This window comes from Actinoplanes sp. NPDC000266, from assembly GCF_042899005.1.
Taxonomy (GTDB): Bacteria; Actinomycetota; Actinomycetes; order Mycobacteriales; family Micromonosporaceae; genus Actinoplanes.
On sequence record NZ_JBIAZI010000022.1, the window covers coordinates 65,413 to 85,625 of the forward strand.

Sequence of the window (20,213 nt, forward strand, 5' to 3'; positions counted from 1 at the left end):
GACATCATCCGGCCACGCCGGGATGATGTCCGACCAGTTCAGTGGCTCGCCCACCGCCGCGAGGTCGGCCAGCCCCCGGTCCGGGCCGGGCGCCAAAGCCGACCGCAGCCTCTCGGCGACGACCTCGTCCGCGTTCTTCCGCTCTCGCACGGCCTGGACGTTAGGGATTTCGGCGACCCCGCGCTTCGCGCCCTGTGGACAGCGGTGCATTGTGGATAACCCACCGACCCCACTCCGACCGTGCTATGGGAAAACCGTGACAATCACCGAATCCGCGCTGGCCACGGCCGTGGAGCGGCTCCGCGCCGCCGGATGTGTCTTCGCCGAGGACGAGGCCGACATTTTGGGCGCGGCCGCCGCCGACGACGACGCACTCGCCTCATTGGTCGCCCGCCGCGCCCAGGGCGAGCCCCTCGAACAGGTCGTCGGCTACGCCGATTTCGCCGGCATCCGGGTCACCCTCCGCAAGGGTGTCTTCGTCCCCCGCGTCCGCAGCGAACTCCTGGTCCGCGTCGCGCTCGCCGAGAACCCCCGCCTGGTCCTCGACCTCTGCTGCGGCTCCGGCGCCCTGGGTCTGGCCGTCGCACACCACAAGGACATCGAGCTGTACGCCTCGGACATAGATCCCGTAGCCGTGTCCTGCGCCCGCGACAACGGCCTGACCAACGTCTATCAGGGCGACCTCTTCGACCCGCTTCCCCCGGCCCTACGATTCGACGTGATCCTGGCCAACGTCCCGTACGTGGCCACCGCCCACATCCCCCTGCTCCCCGCCGAGGCCCGCGACCACGAGCCCGGAACCGCTCTCGACGGTGGCCCCGACGGTCTCGACATCTTCCGCCGCGTCGCCGGGCAGGCCACGATGTGGCTCGCCCCCCGAGGCGTACTCCTCTCCGAAATCACCGAAGCGCAAGAGGAAGCCGCTGTCCGGACCGTGACCCTCCAGGGTCTGGACGCCGACGTGATCTACGACGAAGATCTCGAAGCGCGAGTGGTCCGAGCACGAAAGAGGGAGTAGCGCGGTGGGCTTGCTGCGAAGGCTTGCCCGGGCGCGCTTGGCCGCCCGGGTCATGCGGCGTCTCCGTCACGCCGGCGTCACCGGCGTGCGCTACGACGCGCACACCTTCCAGCTGCGCTGGACCCCGCCCGGCGACGACGCTCCCACGATCGTCGAGCTGGCCCACTTCACCAGCCGCAAGAAAAAGGACATAGACCATCATCTGGCCGGTCTTCTCCCGGCCGTCCTTCCTCCGGCCTGGTCAGATGTACGTCCATTGCTCCGCCCGGTCCTGCGCGGCGTCACCCCCGGCGACCCGCTGCGCCGCCCCGTGCTCCCGTTCCTCTACGAGCACGTCGTCGTCGACCACCCGGAGACGATGATCTACGTGACGGCCGACCAGCCCGAGAAGTGGGGCGTACGCCCAGCCGACGTCTTCGCCGCCGCCCGGGCCAACCTGTCCGGCGCCGTCCTCCAGGGCGAGGCCACCGAGCCGGTAGTGGTCCACTTCGTCGACGACGGCGACTCCTACTGGGTCTCCCACCTGCTGCTGGAACACTGGCTGGAACGCCTGGCCCCCCAGGTGGGCGGCTCCCCCGTGGCCTTCGCCCCCGAACGGGGCACCCTCCTGGTGACCGCCGACGGCAGCCGTCATCTCCCGGCCCTCTTCGCCCAGGCCGAGGAGATCTACGCAAAATCCTTGAGACCGATCACCCCCATGGCGTACGTCAGTGACGCCCACGGCTGCACGATCCCCTACGCCGCCCCTCACCCTCATCCCTTGCACCAGACCGTCGCCCGAGCAAAGTGCATCCTCGCCATCCAGCAGTACGCACTACAAAAAGCCGAAATATCGGATAAGCCGGCGCGAAAGGAAAGCGGCGCGAACGCGGGCGGGGCGGGCGCGGGCGGGGCGGGCGCGGGCGGGGCGGGCGTTGTGGGCGCTGGTGTGGTCGTCGCGGATGTTGAGCTTGCCGGGGATGAAGCGAGTGGGTGGCGTACGCGGGCTGTCTGGGCTCGTGATGAACCGGCTCTTCTGCCGAAGGCGGATCAAGTTCAGGTCGGCGACCGCACTGTTGCCTGGGAAGAGCTGGCCGGGTGCCTTCGCAAAGCGGCCGGGTTCGAACCGCAGCGCTGGGCCGCCGACGGGTGGCCCGAAAGCTCCTAGCGGCGGTGCACCACCACGCCGGCCAGGCCGGGGCCCACGTGGGCGGCGACCGCGGCGCCTATCTCGGTGATGTAGCAGTCGCGCATTCTGTCGCCCAGGCGCATCGCCACCGCGTCGGCCAAGGCCGTTGCCCTGTCCTCCGCCTCCAAATGGTGCACCGCTATGTCGACGTCGCCCTCGCCCGCCGCCTCGACCGCGAAGTCGACCAGCTTGGCCAAGGCCCGGCCCGCCGTTCGCACCTTGTCCCGCACCACGATCGAGCCGTCCACCACGTGCAGGATCGGCTTCACCGACAAGGCCGTGCCGAGCAGCGCCTGCGCCGCCCCGATGCGGCCCCCTCGGCGCAGGAACTCCAGGGTGTCGACGTAGAAGAGCGTGCTCACCCTCGACGAATGGGCCACCGCTTCCCGGCGTACACCCTCAAGGTCTTGACCCTCCGAAGCGGCCTTGGCCGCCGCCAGCGCCGCGAAACCGAGACCCATCCCCGTCGTGCCGCTGTCCACCACCCGCACCGACGGGCCGATCTCGGCCGCCGCCAGGGCCGCCGCCTCGTAGGTGCCGGACAGCTTCGCCGACAGGTGGACCGAGACGATCCCGTCCGCGCCGGCCTCGAGCAGCTCCTTGTACGCCGTCGCGAACTGCTCCGGCGCCGGCCGTGACGTGCTCACCTGCGCGCGCCGCCCGCCCAGCGCCTTCGCCACCTCCGACGGCTGGATCTCGAGGCCCTCGAGCCCGTCCACGCCGTTGATGACCACGGTCAGCGGCACGACCGTCAGGTCATAGGTGCCGTCGAGCTCGGCAGGGAGGTACGCGGTGGAGTCGGTGACGACCGCGACGGGCATGCGGGCACGTTAACAGCACCCGCTGAGCTCAGGCCGCGCGGATCGACGTCACCAGGAAGGGTGTGCCCTGCTGGCAGGTCGACATCATGCCCTCCTTCGTCTGCCCGGCCACCGTGACCTTGCGGCCGACCGTGGCGTCGGAGCGCATCGCCGCGTCGTCGAAGATCAGCAGATAGGACCCGGAGGAGTCGCTCAGGATCAGGCAGTTGGGCTCGACGCCGGCCGTCACCGTGCCCGTGAGCGTCTTGGCCCCGGCGGCCGGCTGGCTGGGCTCGCCGGTGGGACCGGACGGCTTGGTCGGCACGGGCAGGTCGATCACATCCGAGGCCGACGCGGAAGGCGGGGAGGCGGGCGCCGGCGCGGCGGCCGGGTCACTGCTGGCGCAGCCCGCGGCCAGCACGAGGAGCAATACGGCAGGAACGGCACGAGTCGTCAGCATGATGCTTGGACGCTACCGGATCTTCGGGGGTTCCCTACACCGGCGGCGGAGACGGACGCTCGGCGAAAGGACCGACGTTGTACGTCGCCAGCTGCCAGCCGCGGTCGTCGTCGTGCGTCAGCTCGACCCAGTGGCAGTTCTGCAGCGCGCGCAACGTCCGGACCTGCTCCATCGACCAGCCCAGCACCCGGGCCACGCCCTGGCGCGCGGCGGCGCCGTGGGTGGCGACCACGACCGTACCGTTCGACGGCACCGAGGCGGCCGCCTCGCGCAGCGCGTCGGCGACCCGGGCGCCCAGCGCCTCGAGCGTCTCGACCTCACCGCCGACCTCCTGGCCGGCCTTCCACGCCGCGTGCTGCGCCGGGAATCGCTCGGCGACCTCGGTCATGGTGAGACCCTGCCAGGCGCCGAAATAGCGCTCGCGGAGCCGCTTGTCGAACGTGATCGACAGCCCGCTGAGCGCGGCCAGCGCGGCCGCGGTGTCGGAGGCGCGCAGCAGGTCGCTGGCCACGATCGCGTCGGGCCTGAACTTGATCAGGAGCTCGGCGGCGTCGACGGCCTGCTGGCGGCCGAGATCGTTGAGCGGCACGTCGGTCTGCCCCTGGACGCGGGAGCCCGCGTTCCAGTCGGTGTTGCCGTGCCGCCAGACGATCAGGCGGGTCACTGCGCTTCCGCGTCGGCCAGGTCGCGGTCGACGAACGGCATGGTCGGGCAGTCCTTCCACAGCTTGTCGAGGGCGTAGAACTCGCGCTCCTCGGCATGCTGGATGTGCACGACGATGTCGACGTAGTCGAGCAGGACCCAGCGGCCCTGGCGCTCACCCTCACGGCGGACCGGCTTCGCCTTCTCCGGCAGGTTGAGCAGCGCTTCCTCGATGGCGTCGACGATGGCGATCACCTGACGCTCGTTGGACGCGGAGGCGATCACGAAGGCGTCGGTGATGTAGAGCTGGTCGGCGACGTCGATGATGACGATGTCCTGCGCCTTCTTGTCGGCGGCGGCCTGGGCGGCCGTCATCGCCAGTTCAAGAGCGCGTTCGGTAACGGACAAGAAAGTCCCCTCGGGTAGGTGTCCAGGTGACTTCAAGCCTCTCACACGGGTATGACATTCCCTTAGCCCCGATAGAGCCCACGCTTGTTGATGTACTGAACGACGCCGTCCGGCACCAGGTACCAGACCGGCTTGCCGGCGGTCGCCCGCGCGCGGCAGTCGGTCGACGAGATGGCCATGGCCGGCACCTCCACGAGCGTGACGCTGTCGCGCGGCAGGTGCTCGTCGGTGAGTTCGAAGCCGGGCCGGGTGACACCGACGAAGTGGGCCAGGGAGAACATCTCCATGGCGCTCTTCCAGCCCAGGATGCGCGAGAGGGCGTCGGCGCCCGTGATGAAGAACAACTTCGAGTCGGCGCCGTAGATCGCCCGCATGTCACGCAGGGTGTCGATGGTGTAGGTGGGACCGTCCCGGTCGATGTCGGCCCGGCTGACGTGGAAGCGCGGGTTCGAGGCGGTCGCGATCACCGTCATCAGGTAGCGGTCCTCGGCCGGCGAGACCTTGCCCTTCTCGTACGGCTGACCGGTCGGCACGAACACGACCTCGTCCAGATCGAAGCGCGCCTGCACCTCACTGGCGGCGACAAGGTGCCCATGATGGATGGGATCGAAGGTCCCACCCATGATGCCTATCCGGCGTCCGCGGTGCATCGGGAAAATATAGATCAACCATCCAGGCGCTTTCGTACGGCGGTGAGCAGGTCATCCGCCGTGAAGGGCTTCTCTAGGAGAGCGACACCGGGATCGAGCGTTCCCTGCGAGTGAAGTACGGGCTGGGCGTATCCGGACGTATAGAGCACCCGGGTATCGGGGCGCTCCCGTACCAACCGCTCGGCAAGCTCCTTGCCCAGCATTCCGGGCATCACCACATCGCTCAGCAGAAGGTCGATCTGTCCGGAATGCTGAGAAGCCACATCCAGCGCCTGTGTGCCACATTCCGCTTTGAGCACCTGATAGCCGGCGCCGGACAGGATTCGTCCGGCGACATCTCGCAGCGCCGCCTCGTCCTCGACCACCAGCAGCGTTTCTCCGTGACCTTGGGTGTCCGCGGCCGGCTCCACGACGGCCGGCGACGCCTCGACGGTGGAGGAAGCGGGCAGAAGGACCGTCACCGTCGTGCCCAGCCCGGGCTCGGACGTGATGCTGACCTCGCCGTCCGCCTGGGTGACGATGCCGTAGACGGTGGCCAGCCCCAGCCCGGTCGCCTCCCCGCTCGCCTTCGTGGTGAAGAACGGCTCGAAGGCCCGCTCCACCACGTCCGGCGTCATCCCCTTGCCCGAGTCGCTCACCCTCAGCCGCACCTGATCGCCGTACCGTCCGGTGTCGACCACCAGATTCCCGCCCGACGGCATCGCGTCGCGCGCGTTCAGCGCCAGGTTGACCAGCAACTGCTCGATCTGCCCGGGATCGCACGTGACCGGCGGCAGGTCCGGTTCGGGCCGGAAGATCAGCGTGATGTGCTCGCCGATCGACCGCCGCAGCATCGCCTCCACGGCGGCGATCACCTTGTTCAGGTCGAGCACCTGAGGCCGTACGACCTCGCGCCGGGCGAAAGCCAGCAGTTGATGGGTCAGATCGGTGCCGCGCTCCCCCGCCTTGATGACCTGCTTGGCGTCGGCCGCGATCATCTTCACGTCCGGCTCGGCCGACTCCGCCTCCTCGACCACGAAACTCGCGTAGTTGACGATCACGCCGAGCATGTTGTTGAAGTCGTGCGCGATGCCGCCCGCGAGCTGGCCCAGGCTCTCCAGCCGCTGGCTGCGGTGGGTCTGCGCCTCGGCCCGGAGCCGGGCCTTCTCGCGCTCGGCCCGGTTCCGCTCGGACAGGTCGCGGACCACGGCCAGGGCGAGCCGCCCCTGCGGCGTGTCGACGATCGACACCGACGACTCGACCGGCACCTCGGAGCCGTCGCGCCGGCGGACGGTGGTGGTGACCGCCCCGATCGGGCCCGGATGTCCCTGTTCGATGCGCTTGCGGCGCTCGGGGAGCATCATCCGGGCGTCATCGGTGATCAGCGCGTCGACGTCGAGGCCGACCAGTTCGTCCCGCGTGTAGCCGTACAGCTCCACCGCCCGGTCGTTGGCCAGCACGATCCTGTTGCCGGACATGACCAGGATGGCGTCCGGGGCGGCTTGCAGCAGGCCACCGGCCAGTTCCTCGGACCACTCCACGCCTTCACCCCCGATGATCTCCGAGGGTATCGGCTGAAAGCGTGGCGAAAGGTCAAAAGCGCGCAGCGAGCGCCCGGCGGAGATCGTCGTCGGCGTCCTGGACCACGCGCCGCAGGATCGGGTCGAGATCGCCCGCGGCCAGCAGCTCGGCGGCGCGCCGCCGGGTCTCCGCCTCCACCATGATGTTGGGGAACGCGTAGGCGGCCGTCTTCTCGGCGCTCATGCCGCTGCGCACCCGCATCATCTCGGGCATCTCGGCGAAGTAGCGGGCCACGTACGGGCGGATCAGGTCGAGCTGCTCGGCCTGCCAGAAGCCCGAGGCGGTCATCTCGACGAGCCGGTTGGACAGCTTGGTGTCGCCGATGATCGACTCCCAGGCGGCCGCCTTGGCCCCGGCGTCGGGCCGGGCCGCCCGCGACCGGGCCGCCCACTGCTCGCCGGTGGCGCTGCGGTCGCGCTCGAACTCCGCGTCGATCATCGCGGTGTCGGCCGCGCCGAGCACGGCCAGCCGATAGACGATCAGCCAGCGCAGGTCGGCGTCGATCGCCAGCCCCTCCGGCACCTCGCGCCCTTCCAGCCAGCCGGCCAGGCGCTTCACGTCGACGGTGGCGCCGATCAGGCCGCGGGCCGCCGCGAGCTGGCGCGATCCGCCCGCCTCGGAGACCGCCAGCAGCCGGTCGGCCGCCTGCGCGACCAGTTCGAGGGCGGCCGGGCGCGTCTCCGGCGTCGAATAGCGGTCGACCAGGCTGCGGGTGGCCCGCAGCACGTCCTCGACCACCACGACCTCGGACTCGACCGGCAGCGCGGCCAGCACGAGCGTGACCAGCTCGGCCACCGGGCGCTCGCCGTCGACCACCGCGTCCAGCGTCGAGGCCCAGAGCACGGCCCGGGCCAGCGAGTCGTCGATCAGGGGCAGCAGGGCCGGCACGGCCGCGGTCGACTCCTCGTCGAGCCGGATCTTGGCGTACGTCAGGTCGCCGTCGTTCAGCAGCAGGAGGTCGGCGACCGGCTCGCCGGCCAGCTCGGGCACCTCGGTCCGCCCGGTCGCCTGCACCTCGACCTCGACCCGCCGGCGCAGCACCACGGCGCCGTCGGCCGACCGGTCGTACAGCCCGAGGCCGACCTTGTGGGGCCGCAGCGTCGGATATTGCTCCGGCGCGGTCTGGAGAACGGCCACCGAGGCGTACGCCCCGGCCTCCCGGACCACCTCGGTCCGCAACGTGTTCACCTGGGCCCGGCGCAGCCAGAGGGCGGCCCACGTGGTCAGGTCACGCCCGCTCGCCGCCGACAGCGCCGTGAGCAGGTCGGCCAGGGTGGCGTTGCCGTAGGCGTGCGCCTCGAAGTGCGCGTTCACCCCGGCCAGGAACGCCTCGTCGCCCACCCAGGCGACGAGCTGCTTGAGCACGGCCGCGCCCTTGGCGTACGAGATGCCGTCGAAGTTCAGCAGCGCCTGGTCGGTGTCGGCGACCTCGGCCGGCGCCACCGGGTGGGTGGACGGGTGCTGGTCGGCGCGCAGGCCCCAGGCCTTGCGCTGCATCGCGAACGTGGTCCACGTGTCGGGGAAGCGGGTCGCCTCGGACGCGATCCGGGTGCCCAGATATTCCGCGAACGACTCGTTGAGCCACAGGTCGTCCCACCAGGCCATGGTGACCAGGTCGCCGAACCACATGTGTGCCATCTCGTGCGCGATCACGTTGGCCCGGTGCTCGCGCTCGCTCTCGGTGACCGCCGAGCGGTAGATGAACTCGTCGCGGAAGACCACGAGGCCGGGATATTCCATCGCGCCGAAGTTGAACTCGGGGGCGAACGCCTGCTGGTAGTGCCCGAACGGGTAGCGGATGTGGAAGATCTCGTGGAACCGGTCGAGACACTGCCGGGTGACCTCGAAGATCTCGGGCGCCTCGGCCTCGAGCGGCTCGGCCAGCGCCTTGCGGGCGTACAGGGCCAGCGGAATGCCGTCGTGCTCGGCGGTGACCGAGTGGTACGGGCCGGCGATCAGCGAGCACAGATAGGTCGAGATCGGCTTGGTCGGCGCGAACTCCCAGCGCCCGTCCTTGCCGGCCACCAGCGGCCCGTTCGCGGCCACCAGCCAGCCGGCCGGCGCGGTCACGCTGACCCGGAACGACGCCTTCATGTCGGGCTGGTCGAAGCTGGGCAGGATCCGGCCGGCGTTGTTGATGAACATGTGCTGATAGAGGTACGTCGAGCCGTCCGCCGGGTCGACGTATTTGTGCAGGCCCTCACCGGTGTTCGAGTAGCGCATCACCGCGTCGACCGCGAGCTCGTTGTGCTCGGCGAGGTCGCTCAGGTGCAGCCGCTCGCCGTCCATGGCCGCGGGCGGCACGGGCACGCCGTTCAGCGTGATCGAGGCGACCGAGACCGGCTCGAACTCGAGGAAGGTCGAGGCGCCGGGCCGCGACGAGAAACGCACCACCGTGCGGGCGCCGAAGGTGTCGCCCTCGGCGGTCAGGTCGAGGTCGATCTCGTACTCGTGGACGTCGACGGTGGCGGCGCGGGCGGTGGCCTCGGCGCGGGTCAGGCTCGGCATGACGACCATCATGCCGGTATTCACACTGGCTTCACACCACCACCCCGTTGCTATGGTGGGTTCATGCGTCGCGCGAACCTCAACTGGTGGCTGCCCTAGAGGGCGGCTACCCCATCGCGCAGAAACGGCCGCCCCCTTCGGGCGGCCGTTCCTCGTTGCACGGCTCTCCGGAGGGTGTCGCCCCGATCCGGAAGGACCCGTCATGACCCGCCGACTCACCGGCTTCCAGCCCACCGGCAACCTGCACCTCGGCAACCTGCTCGGCGCCATGCGCCCGCTCGTGGCCGCTCAGGACGACCCGGCCACCACCGACTCGATCGCCATGATCGCCGACCTGCACGCGCTCACGGTCGAACATGATCCACAACGGCTGCGGGCCAACACCGTCGACGTCGCCACGCTGCTGCTGGCGGCCGGCGTCGACCCCCAGCGCACCGCCCTGATCGCCAACTCGCAGGTGCCCGAGCACTCCGAGCTGCACTACCTGCTCGAATGCGTCACCGGATACGGCGAGGCGGCCCGGATGATCCAGTTCAAGGAGAAATCGGCCGGCGGCGGCCCGGTGCGGCTCAGCCTGCTCACCTATCCGGTGCTGATGGCGGCCGACATCCTGCTGCACGACATCGACCACGTGCCGGTCGGCGACGACCAGAGCCAGCACCTCGAACTGGCCCGCGACATCGCCGTCCGCTTCAACAACCGCTACGGCCCCACGTTCACCGTGCCCGAGGCCATCCGCCCCGGCGCCGCCGAGCGGCTCATGGACCTCACCGACCCCACCCGCAAGATGAGCAAGAGCTCCACCAACCCGGCCGGCCGCATCGGGCTGCTCGACCCACCCGACGTGATCCGCCGCAAGGTCTCGCGCGCCATCACCGACACCGTCGGCGTCGTCCGCCACGACCCGGCGAACCAGCCCGGTGTCACCAACCTGCTGGAGATCCTCCGGGCCTGCACGGGCGGGAAGCCGGGCTCGTTCACCTCGTACGGCCAGTTGAAGCGCGAGGTGACCGACGCGATCGAGGCGGTCCTCGCGCCCGTCAGGGCGCGTCACGCCGAGCTTTCCGACGACCCCGGCCACGTCCGGAAGATCTTGGCGGAGGGCCGGGCCCGGGTGCGCCCAAGGGCGGAGGAGACCGTACGCCGGGTGCGCGCGGCCCTGGGCCTATTGGACTAACTGCGCCACGCGCTTCACGAAGGCGCCGTCGACCTGGTCGTAACCCGACGACTGGAAGAGGGCGGTGGCCGCGGGTGAGCACGGCCCGGCCTCGAGCCGGATGATCGAGCGGCCCGCGGCCAGGGTCTCCTCCTCGATCCAGACGATCAGCTGGCGGGCGATGCCACGCCCCCGGAACGCCGGGCGCACGTAGACGCGCTGGAGCTCGGCGATCCCGGGGTCGAGGGTCGGCCGCCAGGCCGCGCAGGCCACCGCGCGGCCGTCCACGACCGCCACCAGGTACGTAGCGTCATCGTCGGGGGTGAAGTCCACCGAGCGCAGCTCGTGTTGCTGGGCCGCGACCAGCGCGGCGAGCTCGGGGTCAAGGGCGGGCCGCGCTTCGATCATCACGGCCGTGACTCTAAGCGACGTCCGTTTCCGGATGGTTGACGCAATCTGGACGACGGCCTATTCGGTGGTGTCGTCCTCATCCACGTCGTCCTCGACCAGGACGGGCCGCTTGGCGTTGGAGACGCTCGTGACCGTGCCGTCGGCCGCCATGTGCAGCAGCTCGTCGTCGCCGCGGACCCGGCGGGCCTTGCGGGCCGCGAGGCGCTGGGCCGCCGAGGCGCGGCCGTTCTCCTCCTCGAGGCGGGCGTCGGTGCCGCGCGGGCCGGCCACGTATTCGCCGGCGTTGGGGTGCCAGTCGAACTCGCGCTCGCCGATCCGCACCGGGTCGCCCGCCTGGGCGCCCTTCTTGACCAGCGTGTCCTCGACGCCGACGCGCTCCAGCCGGTCGGCCAGATAGCCGACGGCCTCCTCGTTGTCGAAGTTCGTCTGCCGGACCCAGCGCTCGATCTTGGCGCCGCGCACCACGAAGACGCCCTCGTCGTCGCGCTCCACGGTGAAGCCGGAGTCGTCGATCGCCTGCGGGCGCACCACGACGCGGGTCGGCTCGGGCTCGGGCCGGGACAGCCGGTGCTCCTCGACGACCTTGGCCAGGGCGTACGTCAGCTCCTTGAGCCCTTCGCGGGTGATCGCGCTGACCTCGAACACGCGGTAGCCGCGGGCCTCGAGGTCGGGGCGGACCATCTCGGCCAGGTCGCGGCCGTCCGGGATGTCGATCTTGTTGAGCACGACGAGCCGCGGCCGGTCCTCGAGACCGCCGTACGCCGACAGCTCGGCCTCGATCGCGTCGAGGTCGGCCAGCGGGTCGCGCTCGATCTCGGGCGCCGCCGCGTCGAGCACGTGCACCAGCACCGAGGTGCGCTCGATGTGCCGCAGGAACTGCATGCCCAGGCCCTTGCCGGTGGCCGCGCCCGGGATGAGGCCGGGCACGTCGGCCACGGTGAAGGTCTGGTCGCCCGCCTGCACCACGCCCAGGTTGGGCACCAGGGTGGTGAACGGGTAGTCGGCGATCTTCGGCTTGGCCGCCGAGATGACCGAGATGAGCGAGGACTTGCCGGCCGACGGGAAGCCGACCAGGCCGACGTCGGCCACGCTCTTGAGCTCGAGCACGACGTCGAGCTGGTCGCCCGGCTCACCGAGCTCGGCGAAGCCCGGCACCTTGCGGCGGGTGTTGGCCAGCGAGGCGTTGCCCCGGCCACCGCGGCCACCACGAGCCACCTCGAAGGTGGTGCCGGCGCCGATCAGGTCGGCCAGCACCTCGCCGTCGGCGGTATGCACGACCGTGCCGTCGGGCACCTTGAGCACCAGGTCCTTGCCGTTGGCGCCGTCGCGGTTGGCGCCGGCCCCGCCGACGCCGTTGGACGCCTTGACGTGCGGGTGGAAGTGGAAATCGAGCAGCGTGTGGATCTGCGGGTCGACGACCAGCGTGACGCCGCCGCCGTGCCCGCCGTTGCCGCCGTCGGGGCCGCCGAGCGGCTTGAACTTCTCGCGGCGCACCGAGACACAGCCATGCCCGCCGTCACCAGCCTGCAGGTGCAGCACGACGCGGTCGACGAACGTGGTCACTGCTCGAACTCCTTCGATGAAACAAAAAAGAAAGCGGGCCACGGACCCCGAGGGTCCGCGGCCCGCTTCTTGAAAACTTACTCCGCAGCCGGAACGATGCTGACGGTCTTGCGACCACGCTTCGTGCCGAACAGGACGTTGCCGCTCGCCAGGGCGAACAGCGTGTCGTCGCCACCACGGCCGACGAGCTCGCCCGGGTGGAACTTCGTGCCACGCTGGCGGATCAGGATCTCGCCCGCGCTGACCAGCTGGCCACCGAACCGCTTGACACCGAGCCGCTGGGCGGCGGAGTCACGGCCGTTGCGCGAGCTGGAAGCACCCTTTTTGTGAGCCATGAGTGATCCGCCCCTACTTCCCGCTCTTGATGCCGGTCACCTTGACGCGGGTCAGCGGCTGGCGGTGACCCTGGCGCTTGTGGTAGCCGGTCTTGTTCTTGAACTTGTGGATCCGGATCTTCGGACCCTTGGTGTGCTCGGCGATCTCGCCGGACACCGTCACGCTGGCAAGCTTGGCCGCATCGGTCACCAGGTTGTCACCGTCGACGAGGAGGACCGCGGCGAGCGTCAAGGCATCGCCGGGCGCACCCACGAGCTTCTCGACCTCGATCACGTCGCCCTCGGCAACCTTGTACTGCTTGCCGCCGGTCTTGACGATCGCGTACATCGACGCGGACTCCCTGAGACTTACGCAGCGAAAGAACACTGCTTGGCGGATGTTGCTGTCCCGGCCGCGCTCTGAGATGAAGGGCAGACACGGGAACACGACGCTGGAAAAGCGCCGTCCGAAAGCGTACTTCATCAGCGGCCCCTTCCCCAAACCGGGGAGGAGCGTCAGCCCTTTCCGCACGCTTTGTCGAGTGTACCCGTGATCTGGGACATCTTCTCGGCGTTGATCTTGATGAGATCGCCCTTGAGCGCGGTGACCTGCTTGCTCATGTCGGTCAGCGCCTTCTTCAGGGCCGGGTCGGAGGTCAGCTTGGCCATGTCGGCCAGGGCGTACGAGTAGCTCGTGACGTCCCGCTCGATCTTCTGGTCGGCCTGCTGCTTGGCCGCCGCACCCTGACCGGCGGCGTCGATCTGGAGCTTCAGGTCGGCGATGAAGGTCTCGCCGAAGGTCGTGCTGACCCGGCCCGCCTGCGCGCAGATGGCCTCGGTGTCGCCGCCCAGCGCCGCGTCGGCCGAGGCCGCGGCGGACGGGTCGACCGGAGCCGGTGGAACCGGGGCCACGGAGGCGCCCGGAGTGGCCGCCGGAGCCTGCCCCGCCGGACCTTGACCAGCGGAGCTGTCGTCCGCGGGGCCCGAGCAGGCGGCGAGGGAAAGAAGGGTCACGGCCGCGAGGGCCGGGAGGGTGAGACGCATGGGGACTCGGCTCCTCGGGGGGAACGGGGATCGATCCCGCGAGGGTAACCGACGTCGATGGAAAAGGGCGGCTCGGTAGTAAACTTTCTTTACCGAACCGCCCTTTCCTCCTACTGATCAGGGACGGGTACGCCTGCGCGTGCCCCCGCGGCGCGACCTGCGCCGCCCGGCGCCGGCGCCCACCGGCTCGTCGTCGTCCTCGTCATCGTCGTCGGCCGCGTCCGGGTCGTCCGCGCCGGTCAGGCGCAGCGGCTCGGCCTCGGGCCCCGGCTCCGCCGCGTCGTAGCGGGACAGGTCGTAGCCACTGATGTCGTAGTCGTCGTCCGGCTCGGCCGCGGTCAGCTTGGCCCCCGGCGTGACGATGCCCGACCCGTGCACCGGCGGCAGCTCGGCCACCAGCGCGATCGGGCTCTCACCGGGCTCGCTGAGGACGACCTCGGTCGGCGTCGCCGGCGGGTTCTCCACCGGCGCCTCGACCTCGGCACTCTCCACCACGGCACTCTCCACCACGGCGGGCTCGACCACAGCAGGCTCGACCACGGCCTCGGCCGCCGGCGCGTTGTCGCCGCCGCCCCGGCGCCGCCGGGACTTGCCCTCCTTGGCCGGCTGTTGCTGCTGCTGGGGCGCCGGCGGCGCGGTCGTGGTGGCCGCGGCGACCGCCTTGACCTGGTTCGCCGCGCCGTTCGCGCGCTTCTCCGGCACCGGCTCGGTGTGGATCAGCACGCCGCGGCCCTTGCAGTGGTCGCAGGTCTCGCTGAACGCCTCGAGCAGGCCCGCGCCGATCCGCTTGCGGGTCATCTGCACCAGGCCGAGCGAGGTGATCTCGGTGACCTGATGCTTGGTGCGGTCACGGCCCAGGCACTCGGTGAGCCGCCGCAGCACCAGCTCGCGGTTGCTCTCCAGCACCATGTCGATGAAGTCGATGACCACGATGCCGCCGAGGTCGCGCAGCCGCAGCTGCCGGACGATCTCCTCCGCCGCCTCGAGGTTGTTGCGGGTCACCGTCTCCTCGAGGTTGCCGCCCGCGCCGGTGTACTTACCGGTGTTGACGTCGACCACGGTCATCGCCTCGGTGCGGTCGAAGACCAGGTGCCCGCCCGAGGGCAGGAACACCTTGCGGTCGAGACCCTTGAGGATCTGCTCGTCGATCCGCTTGTCGGCGAAGACGTCGCCCGTGCCGGTGTAGCGGTGCATGCGGTCGAGCAGGTCGGGCGAGACCGACTCGAGGTAGCCCTCGAGCTCGTTGTACGCCTGCTCGCCCTGCACGATCAGCTCGCGGAAGTCCTCGTTGAAGAGGTCCCGGACGACCCGGATGACCAGGTCGGGCTCCTCGGAGAGGGCGGCCGGCGCGTGGCCCTCGGCCGACTTGCGCTGGATGTCCTCCCACTGGGCCTGCAGCCGCTTGACGTCGCGGGCCAGCTCGTCCTCGCTCGCACCCTCGGCGGCGGTCCGGACGATGACGCCGGCGCCGTCCGGCACGAGCTTCTTCAGTACGTCCCGGAGACGCTTCCGCTCGTTGTCGGGCAGCTTGCGGCTGATGCCGGAGGCGTTGCCGTTCGGCACGTAGACCAGGTGCCGGCCGGAGAGCGCGATGTGGCTGCTCAGCCGGGCGCCCTTGTGCCCGATCGGGTCCTTGGTCACCTGCACCAGCACCGAGTCGCCGGAGCGCAGCGCCTGCTCGATCGAGCGGGCCCGGCCCTCCAGGCCGGTGGCGTCCCAGTTGACCTCGCCGGCGTAGAGGACCGCGTTGCGGCCCCGGCCGATGTCGACGAACGCCGCCTCCATGCTCGGCAGCACGTTCTGCACCTTGCCGAGGTAGACGTTGCCGACCATGGTGCCGGAGGTGCTGCGGGAGACGTAGTGCTCGACGAGCACGCCGTCCTCGAGCACGACGATCTGGATCCGGTCCGGCTTCTGGCGCACGACCATGACCCGGTCGACGGCCTCGCGGCGGGCCAGGAACTCCGACTCGCTCAGGATCGGCGGCCGGGTCCGGCGCTGCTCACGGCCGTCGCGGCGGCGCTGGCGCTTGGCCTCGAGCCGGGTCGAACCGGAGACGCCCTGCACCTCGTCGGTGCGGCGCGGCTCGCGCACCCGCACGACGGTGTGCACACCGTCCTCGATGCCGCCGGTCTCGCCGTCACCACTTGAGCCCTTGCGGCGCCGACGCCGGCGGCGGCGGGTGACACCCTCGCCGTCCCCTTCGTCGTCGTCCTCGTCGGCCGACGCCTCGGCGCCCGATTCGTCCGAGTCTTCGTCGTCCTGGTCGTTCTCGTCCTGGTCGGCCTCGTCGGCCGGGCCCTTGCCGCGGCCACGGCCACGGCGCCCCCGGCGGCGACGGCGGCGGCCGCTCGCGGAGTCGTCGTCATCGTCGGAGTCGTCGTCGACGCCGTCCTCGACGTCGTCGGCGGTCTCGTCGGCCTCGTCCACGACCGGCTCGGTGTCGACGGCCTCGGCCTCGACCGGCTGCTCCTCGGCGGCGCCACGACGGCGGCGGCGGGTGCGGCGGGTGCCCTCGGCCGGCTCCTCGACGACGGGCAGGTCGGCGACCTCGGCCTCGGCCTCACCGATCGGCTCGTCCACGTCCTCGGCGACCGGCGGGACGCTGGTGGCGCCACGACGGCTACGGCGAACGGGCGCGGCCTCGGTCTCGGCAGCCTCGGCGACGGCCGGAACGCTGGTGGCGCCACGACGCGTACGGCGAACGGGCGCGGCCTCGGTCTCGGCGACCTCGGGGGCGATCGCCGGGGGAACGCTCGCCGCGCCACGACGGGTGCGGCGGGCCGGCGCGGGCGCCGCCTCGGCCTCGGTCGGGTCCGGCGGCATGAACAGCACGGCCGGCGGCAAAGCCGCGGCCCGCCGGCGGCTACGAGGCGCCGGCTTCTCCTCGACGAAGTCAGCGTCCAGAGGCAGCACACCGATGACGGTGGCCCCCTCGTCCTCCTCGGCCTCAGGATCCTCGACGACCGGCTCCTCGCCCGCGACAAGGTTCGCGGCCGGGGTCTCAGCAGCGGACGTAGCAGGAGCAGCGGACGCGGCAGGGGCCGGCGTCTCGGCGAGGGGCTCCAGCGGCGCGGCCTCGGCGACGACGGGCTCGACCGGGGCCGGCTCGGCGACGGGCGCCTCGGCCGCCGCCGGAGCGGCCGCCTTCTTACGGCGGGTGCGCTTCACCGGCGCGGCCGGAGCGGCCTCGCCCGCCGGCACCTCGGCCGGAGTGGGGTCCTCAGCGGGGGCCGCGGGCGCGGCGGCGGGCGCCGCGGCCTTGCGGCGGGTCCGCTTCACCGGCTTGACCGGGGCTTCCTCGGCCGCCGGCGGGGTGACGGCCTCGTCACCCGTGGCTATGGGATCGGCGGGCGCCGCAGCGCCGGCGGCTCCACCGGCGGTCGAAGCGGCGCCGGTGGAAGCGGCGCCGGCCGCGCCGGAAGCGGCCGTGGCCTCGGTGGCCGCGCCCGGGTCGGCGCCGGGGGCGTCGGCCGGGGGCTTGGCCGCCGGTGCCGCGACCTTGCGGCGCGGGGCACGCGTGCGGCGCGCGGGAGTGGTGGCTGCGGTGGCGTCGGGCGGAGTGACTGCTCCGTCCCGCTCACCGCCCTGGTCTCCCGAGTTGTCTCGGGGCTCGTTATCGAGCATGGGGCGCTCTCCAGTTCTGGCGGCCCCGGGCGCGTTTGAGCGCTGCCACGCAGGGTCGCCGCAAGTTTTTCGGTCCCGCCGGGTAAGCGGACAGGCTTCCGAAGTCTGTCAAGGGACGCCGGCAACAGCCAGCGCCCTCCGATGGAGGCGTCCTTACCCAGGAAGGGCTGGCTCGCGATCCGCGTCCAACGGATCGACGATCTCCCCCTGCGCGGTGAGCATGCCCTGGGCCAGCCGGGTCACCCGTGGGGGCACCGGCGGCTCCAGGCCCGCTACCGCGCGCAGGCCGGAAAGGACGTCATCGGGTCGCACGGCGGGCGTCACCTGTCGTACGACAAGGTCGATTATCGCACACGGTGTGCCGTCCGCCCCGGAAGGTAGGTCGGACTGCTGCGTCACAGCGATGCGTGTCACTGCCTGACGGGCGTCGAAGGTGCGCTTGCCCTGCTTCGTCATGCGCTCGACCAGCACCTCTTCGGCGTCCTGGAACGCCTTGACGGCCGCCTCGGCCTGGGCCGGGTCGACCGTGGGGAGCTCGAGACGCCAGTGTGAGGCGTCGATCCGGTCGGCCAGGCTGCCGCCGCCCTCCCGCGCGATCACCGACTCGAGGACGTCGAGGCCCGGCGACAGGGCCGCGTCGAGGGCGACCCGCAGCTTCTCCGGGTCGACCTCGGCCTGGAGGCCGATCTCCAGATATTCGGCCTCGCTGCCGACTCCGGTCGGGGCCGCGCTGGCGTACGAGATCTTGGGGTGGGGGGTGAAGCCCTGTGAGAACGCGATGGGTACGCCACCGCGGCGCAGCGCGCGCTCGAAGGCCCGGGCGAAGTCGCGGTGCGAGGTGAACCGCAGCGGGCCGCGCTTGGCGTAGCGCAGCCGGACGCGCTGGACCACCGGGGCCTGGCCGCCGACCGGCTGGTTCTTGGGAGGAGCCATCAGGCCGACACCCCGAGGGCGTTCTTGACCGGGGTCAGCGGGAGCAGCTTCTTGCCGGTCGGGCCGATCTGGATCTCGGTGTCCATCGACGGGCAGACGCCGCAGTCGAAGCACGGGGTCCAGCGGCAGTCGTCCTGCTCGTACTCGGTCAGGGAGTCCTGCCAGTCCTGCCAGAGCCAGTCCTTGTCGAGACCCGAGTCGAGGTGGTCCCAGGGCAGCACCTCGAGCTGCTCGCGCTCGCGGGTGGTGAACCAGTCGAGGTCGACGCCGAAGCCGGGCAGCACCTCGGCCGCGGCCTCGACCCAGCGGGCGTACGAGAAGTGCTCGCTCCAGCCGTCGAATCGGCCGCCCTTTTCCCAGACCCGGCGGATGACCGCGCCGACCCGGCGGTCGCCGCGCGAGAGCAGGCCCTCGATCAGCGAGGGCTCGCCGTCGTGGTAGCGGTAGCCGATGGCCCGGCCCAGCCCGCGGTCGCTGTTGATCTCCTGCTTGAGCATCTTGAGCCGGGCGTCGATCACCTCGGGGCGCTCCATGGCGGCCCACTGGAACGGGGTGTGCGGCTTGGGCACGAACCCGCCGATCGACACCGTGCAGCGGATGTCCTTGGTGCCGGCGGCCTCGCGACCGGCCTTGATGACCTCGTGGGCCATGTGCGCGATCTCGAGGACGTCCTCGTCGGTCTCGGTGGGCAGGCCGCACATGAAGTAGAGCTTCACCTGGCGCCAGCCGTTGCCGTAGGCCGTGACGACCGTACGGATCAGGTCTTCCTTGGTCACCATCTTGTTGATGACCTTGCGGATGCGCTCGGAGCCGCCCTCGGGGGCGAAGGTGAGGCCGGTGCGGCGCCCGTTGCGGGAGAGCTCCTGGGCCAGGTCGATGTTGAAGGCGTCGACCCGGGTCGACGGCAGCGACAGCGAGACGTTGGTGTCCGCGTACTGCTCGGCCAGGCCGGAGCACATGTCGCCGATCTCGGAGTGGTCGGCGCTGGACAGCGAGAGCAGGCCCACCTCGGAGAAGCCGGAGAACTCGAGGCCCTCCTTGACCATCTGGCCGACCGTGGTGATCGAGCGCTCCCGGACCGGGCGGGTGATCATGCCGGCCTGGCAGAAGCGGCAGCCGCGGGTGCAGCCGCGGAAGATCTCCACCGCATAGCGCTCGTGGACCGTCTCGGCCAGCGGGACCAGGGGCTTCTTGGGGTACGGCCAGGCATCGAGATCCATGGTCGTGCGCTTGGCGACCCGGAACGGGACGTCCGGGCGGTTGGGCACGACGCGCTGGATGCGGCCGTCGGGCAGGTAGTCGACGTCGTAGAAGCGCGGGACGTAGATGCTCTCGGTGCGGGCCAGGCGCAGCAGCAGCTCGTCGCGCCCGCCCGGGCGGCCCTCGGCCTTCCACTCCCGGATGATGCCGGTGATCTCGAGGACGGCCTCCTCGCCGTCGCCGAGCACGGCGGCGTCGATGAAGTCGGCGATCGGCTCCGGGTTGAAGCTGGCGTGGCCGCCGGCCAGGACGATCGGGTCGTCCTCGGTGCGGTCGGCGCTGTCCAGCGGGATGCCGGCCAGGTCGAGGGCGGAGAGCATGTTGGTGTAGCCGAGCTCGGTGGCGAAGGAGAGGCCGAGCACGTCGAACGCCCGCACCGGGCGGTGCGCGTCGACGGTGAAGGCGGGTACGCCGTTCTCCTTCATCAGCGCCTCGAGGTCGGGCCAGACCGCGTAGGTGCGCTCGGCCAGGACGTCGGGCTGCTCGTTGAGCACCTCGTACAGGATCTGGACACCCTGGTTGGGCAGGCCCACCTCGTACGCGTCGGGGTACATGAGGGCCCAGCGGACCGTGGTCTCGTCCCAGTCCTTGACGACGGCGCCGAGCTCGCCGCCCACGTACTGGATCGGCTTGCTGACCCGGGGCAGCAGCTGCTCGAGCTGCGGGAAGACGGAACGTACGCTCATGGGGC

The 20,213-nt window shown here is 71.0% G+C and carries 18 protein-coding genes; 3 read left to right on the plus strand and 15 right to left on the minus strand.

The annotated features are described in order from the left end of the window. The first annotated feature begins 256 nt into the window (after nt 1-256). Nucleotides 257-1,018 carry a putative protein N(5)-glutamine methyltransferase gene (locus ACFY36_RS50070; protein ID WP_499753000.1) on the plus strand — a complete coding sequence of 254 codons (762 nt, stop codon included), beginning with the start codon at nt 257-259 and terminating at the stop codon, nt 1,016-1,018. A gap of 4 nt (nt 1,019-1,022) precedes the next feature. After that, the gene (locus ACFY36_RS50075) at nt 1,023-2,165 is read left to right on the plus strand and encodes a DUF1444 domain-containing protein (RefSeq protein ID WP_499753001.1); all 1,143 of its coding nucleotides are present in this window, start codon (nt 1,023-1,025) and stop codon (nt 2,163-2,165) included. On the opposite strand, the gene ACFY36_RS50080 is transcribed toward ACFY36_RS50075, so the two are convergent. The 7 genes from ACFY36_RS50080 to pepN all read right to left on the minus strand — a co-directional run bounded on the left by ACFY36_RS50080 (nt 2,162) and on the right by pepN (nt 9,214). Next, nucleotides 2,162-3,007 (minus strand): DegV family protein, encoded by an 846-nt coding sequence (locus ACFY36_RS50080; RefSeq protein ID WP_499753002.1) that lies wholly within the window; start codon nt 3,005-3,007, stop codon nt 2,162-2,164. The genes ACFY36_RS50075 and ACFY36_RS50080 overlap by 4 nt on opposite strands. A 28-nt stretch (nt 3,008-3,035) precedes the next feature. Next, complete coding sequence (locus ACFY36_RS50085) at nt 3,036-3,446, minus strand: hypothetical protein (protein ID WP_499753003.1); 411 nt, start codon at nt 3,444-3,446, stop codon at nt 3,036-3,038. Nucleotides 3,447-3,480: 34 nt separating this feature from the next. After that, the gene (locus ACFY36_RS50090; RefSeq protein ID WP_499753004.1) at nt 3,481-4,110 is read right to left on the minus strand and encodes a histidine phosphatase family protein; all 630 of its coding nucleotides are present in this window, start codon (nt 4,108-4,110) and stop codon (nt 3,481-3,483) included. Then, nucleotides 4,107-4,496 carry an RsfS/YbeB/iojap family protein gene (gene rsfS / locus ACFY36_RS50095; protein ID WP_498657666.1) on the minus strand — a complete coding sequence of 130 codons (390 nt, stop codon included), beginning with the start codon at nt 4,494-4,496 and terminating at the stop codon, nt 4,107-4,109. Before rsfS ends, ACFY36_RS50090 begins: the two co-directional genes overlap by 4 nt. 62 nt (nt 4,497-4,558) lie before the next feature. Beyond that, complete coding sequence (gene nadD / locus ACFY36_RS50100; RefSeq protein ID WP_498695253.1) at nt 4,559-5,146, minus strand: nicotinate-nicotinamide nucleotide adenylyltransferase; 588 nt, start codon at nt 5,144-5,146, stop codon at nt 4,559-4,561. A 14-nt stretch (nt 5,147-5,160) separates the two neighbouring features. Continuing rightward, nucleotides 5,161-6,666: an ATP-binding protein gene (locus ACFY36_RS50105; protein WP_499753005.1), complete on the minus strand. Its 1,506-nt coding sequence runs from the start codon at nt 6,664-6,666 to the stop codon at nt 5,161-5,163. Nucleotides 6,667-6,718: 52 nt separating this feature from the next. Beyond that, nucleotides 6,719-9,214 carry an aminopeptidase N gene (gene pepN / locus ACFY36_RS50110; RefSeq protein ID WP_499753006.1) on the minus strand — a complete coding sequence of 832 codons (2,496 nt, stop codon included), beginning with the start codon at nt 9,212-9,214 and terminating at the stop codon, nt 6,719-6,721. 202 nt (nt 9,215-9,416) lie between these two features. Between pepN and trpS the strand changes: the two genes are divergently transcribed. Then, nucleotides 9,417-10,391 (plus strand): tryptophan--tRNA ligase, encoded by a 975-nt coding sequence (gene trpS / locus ACFY36_RS50115; protein WP_499753007.1) that lies wholly within the window; start codon nt 9,417-9,419, stop codon nt 10,389-10,391. Here trpS and ACFY36_RS50120 read toward each other — a convergent pair. The 8 genes from ACFY36_RS50120 to ACFY36_RS50155 all read right to left on the minus strand — a co-directional run bounded on the left by ACFY36_RS50120 (nt 10,380) and on the right by ACFY36_RS50155 (nt 20,208). Continuing rightward, nucleotides 10,380-10,778, minus strand: a complete 399-nt coding sequence (locus ACFY36_RS50120) for a GNAT family N-acetyltransferase (protein WP_499753032.1) — start codon at nt 10,776-10,778, stop codon at nt 10,380-10,382. The genes trpS and ACFY36_RS50120 overlap by 12 nt on opposite strands. A gap of 60 nt (nt 10,779-10,838) precedes the next feature. Then, nucleotides 10,839-12,344: a GTPase ObgE gene (gene obgE / locus ACFY36_RS50125; protein WP_499753008.1), complete on the minus strand. Its 1,506-nt coding sequence runs from the start codon at nt 12,342-12,344 to the stop codon at nt 10,839-10,841. A 77-nt stretch (nt 12,345-12,421) separates the two neighbouring features. Then, on the minus strand, nt 12,422-12,679 hold the full coding sequence (gene rpmA / locus ACFY36_RS50130; RefSeq protein WP_499753009.1) for a 50S ribosomal protein L27: 258 nt from the start codon (nt 12,677-12,679) through the stop codon (nt 12,422-12,424). A 13-nt stretch (nt 12,680-12,692) separates the two neighbouring features. Next, nucleotides 12,693-13,007 carry a 50S ribosomal protein L21 gene (rplU, locus tag ACFY36_RS50135; protein ID WP_360251737.1) on the minus strand — a complete coding sequence of 105 codons (315 nt, stop codon included), beginning with the start codon at nt 13,005-13,007 and terminating at the stop codon, nt 12,693-12,695. A gap of 167 nt (nt 13,008-13,174) precedes the next feature. Then, nucleotides 13,175-13,702, minus strand: coding sequence for a hypothetical protein (locus tag ACFY36_RS50140; protein ID WP_499753010.1), 528 nt, complete (start codon nt 13,700-13,702; stop codon nt 13,175-13,177). Nucleotides 13,703-13,819: 117 nt separating this feature from the next. Next, on the minus strand, nt 13,820-17,329 hold the full coding sequence (locus ACFY36_RS50145; RefSeq protein ID WP_499753011.1) for an Rne/Rng family ribonuclease: 3,510 nt from the start codon (nt 17,327-17,329) through the stop codon (nt 13,820-13,822). 153 nt (nt 17,330-17,482) lie between these two features. After that, the gene (locus tag ACFY36_RS50150) at nt 17,483-18,262 is read right to left on the minus strand and encodes a TIGR03936 family radical SAM-associated protein (RefSeq protein ID WP_499753012.1); all 780 of its coding nucleotides are present in this window, start codon (nt 18,260-18,262) and stop codon (nt 17,483-17,485) included. After that, on the minus strand, nt 18,262-20,208 hold the full coding sequence (locus tag ACFY36_RS50155) for a TIGR03960 family B12-binding radical SAM protein (protein WP_499753013.1): 1,947 nt from the start codon (nt 20,206-20,208) through the stop codon (nt 18,262-18,264). Before ACFY36_RS50155 ends, ACFY36_RS50150 begins: the two co-directional genes overlap by 1 nt. Nucleotides 20,209-20,213 lie beyond the last annotated feature (5 nt).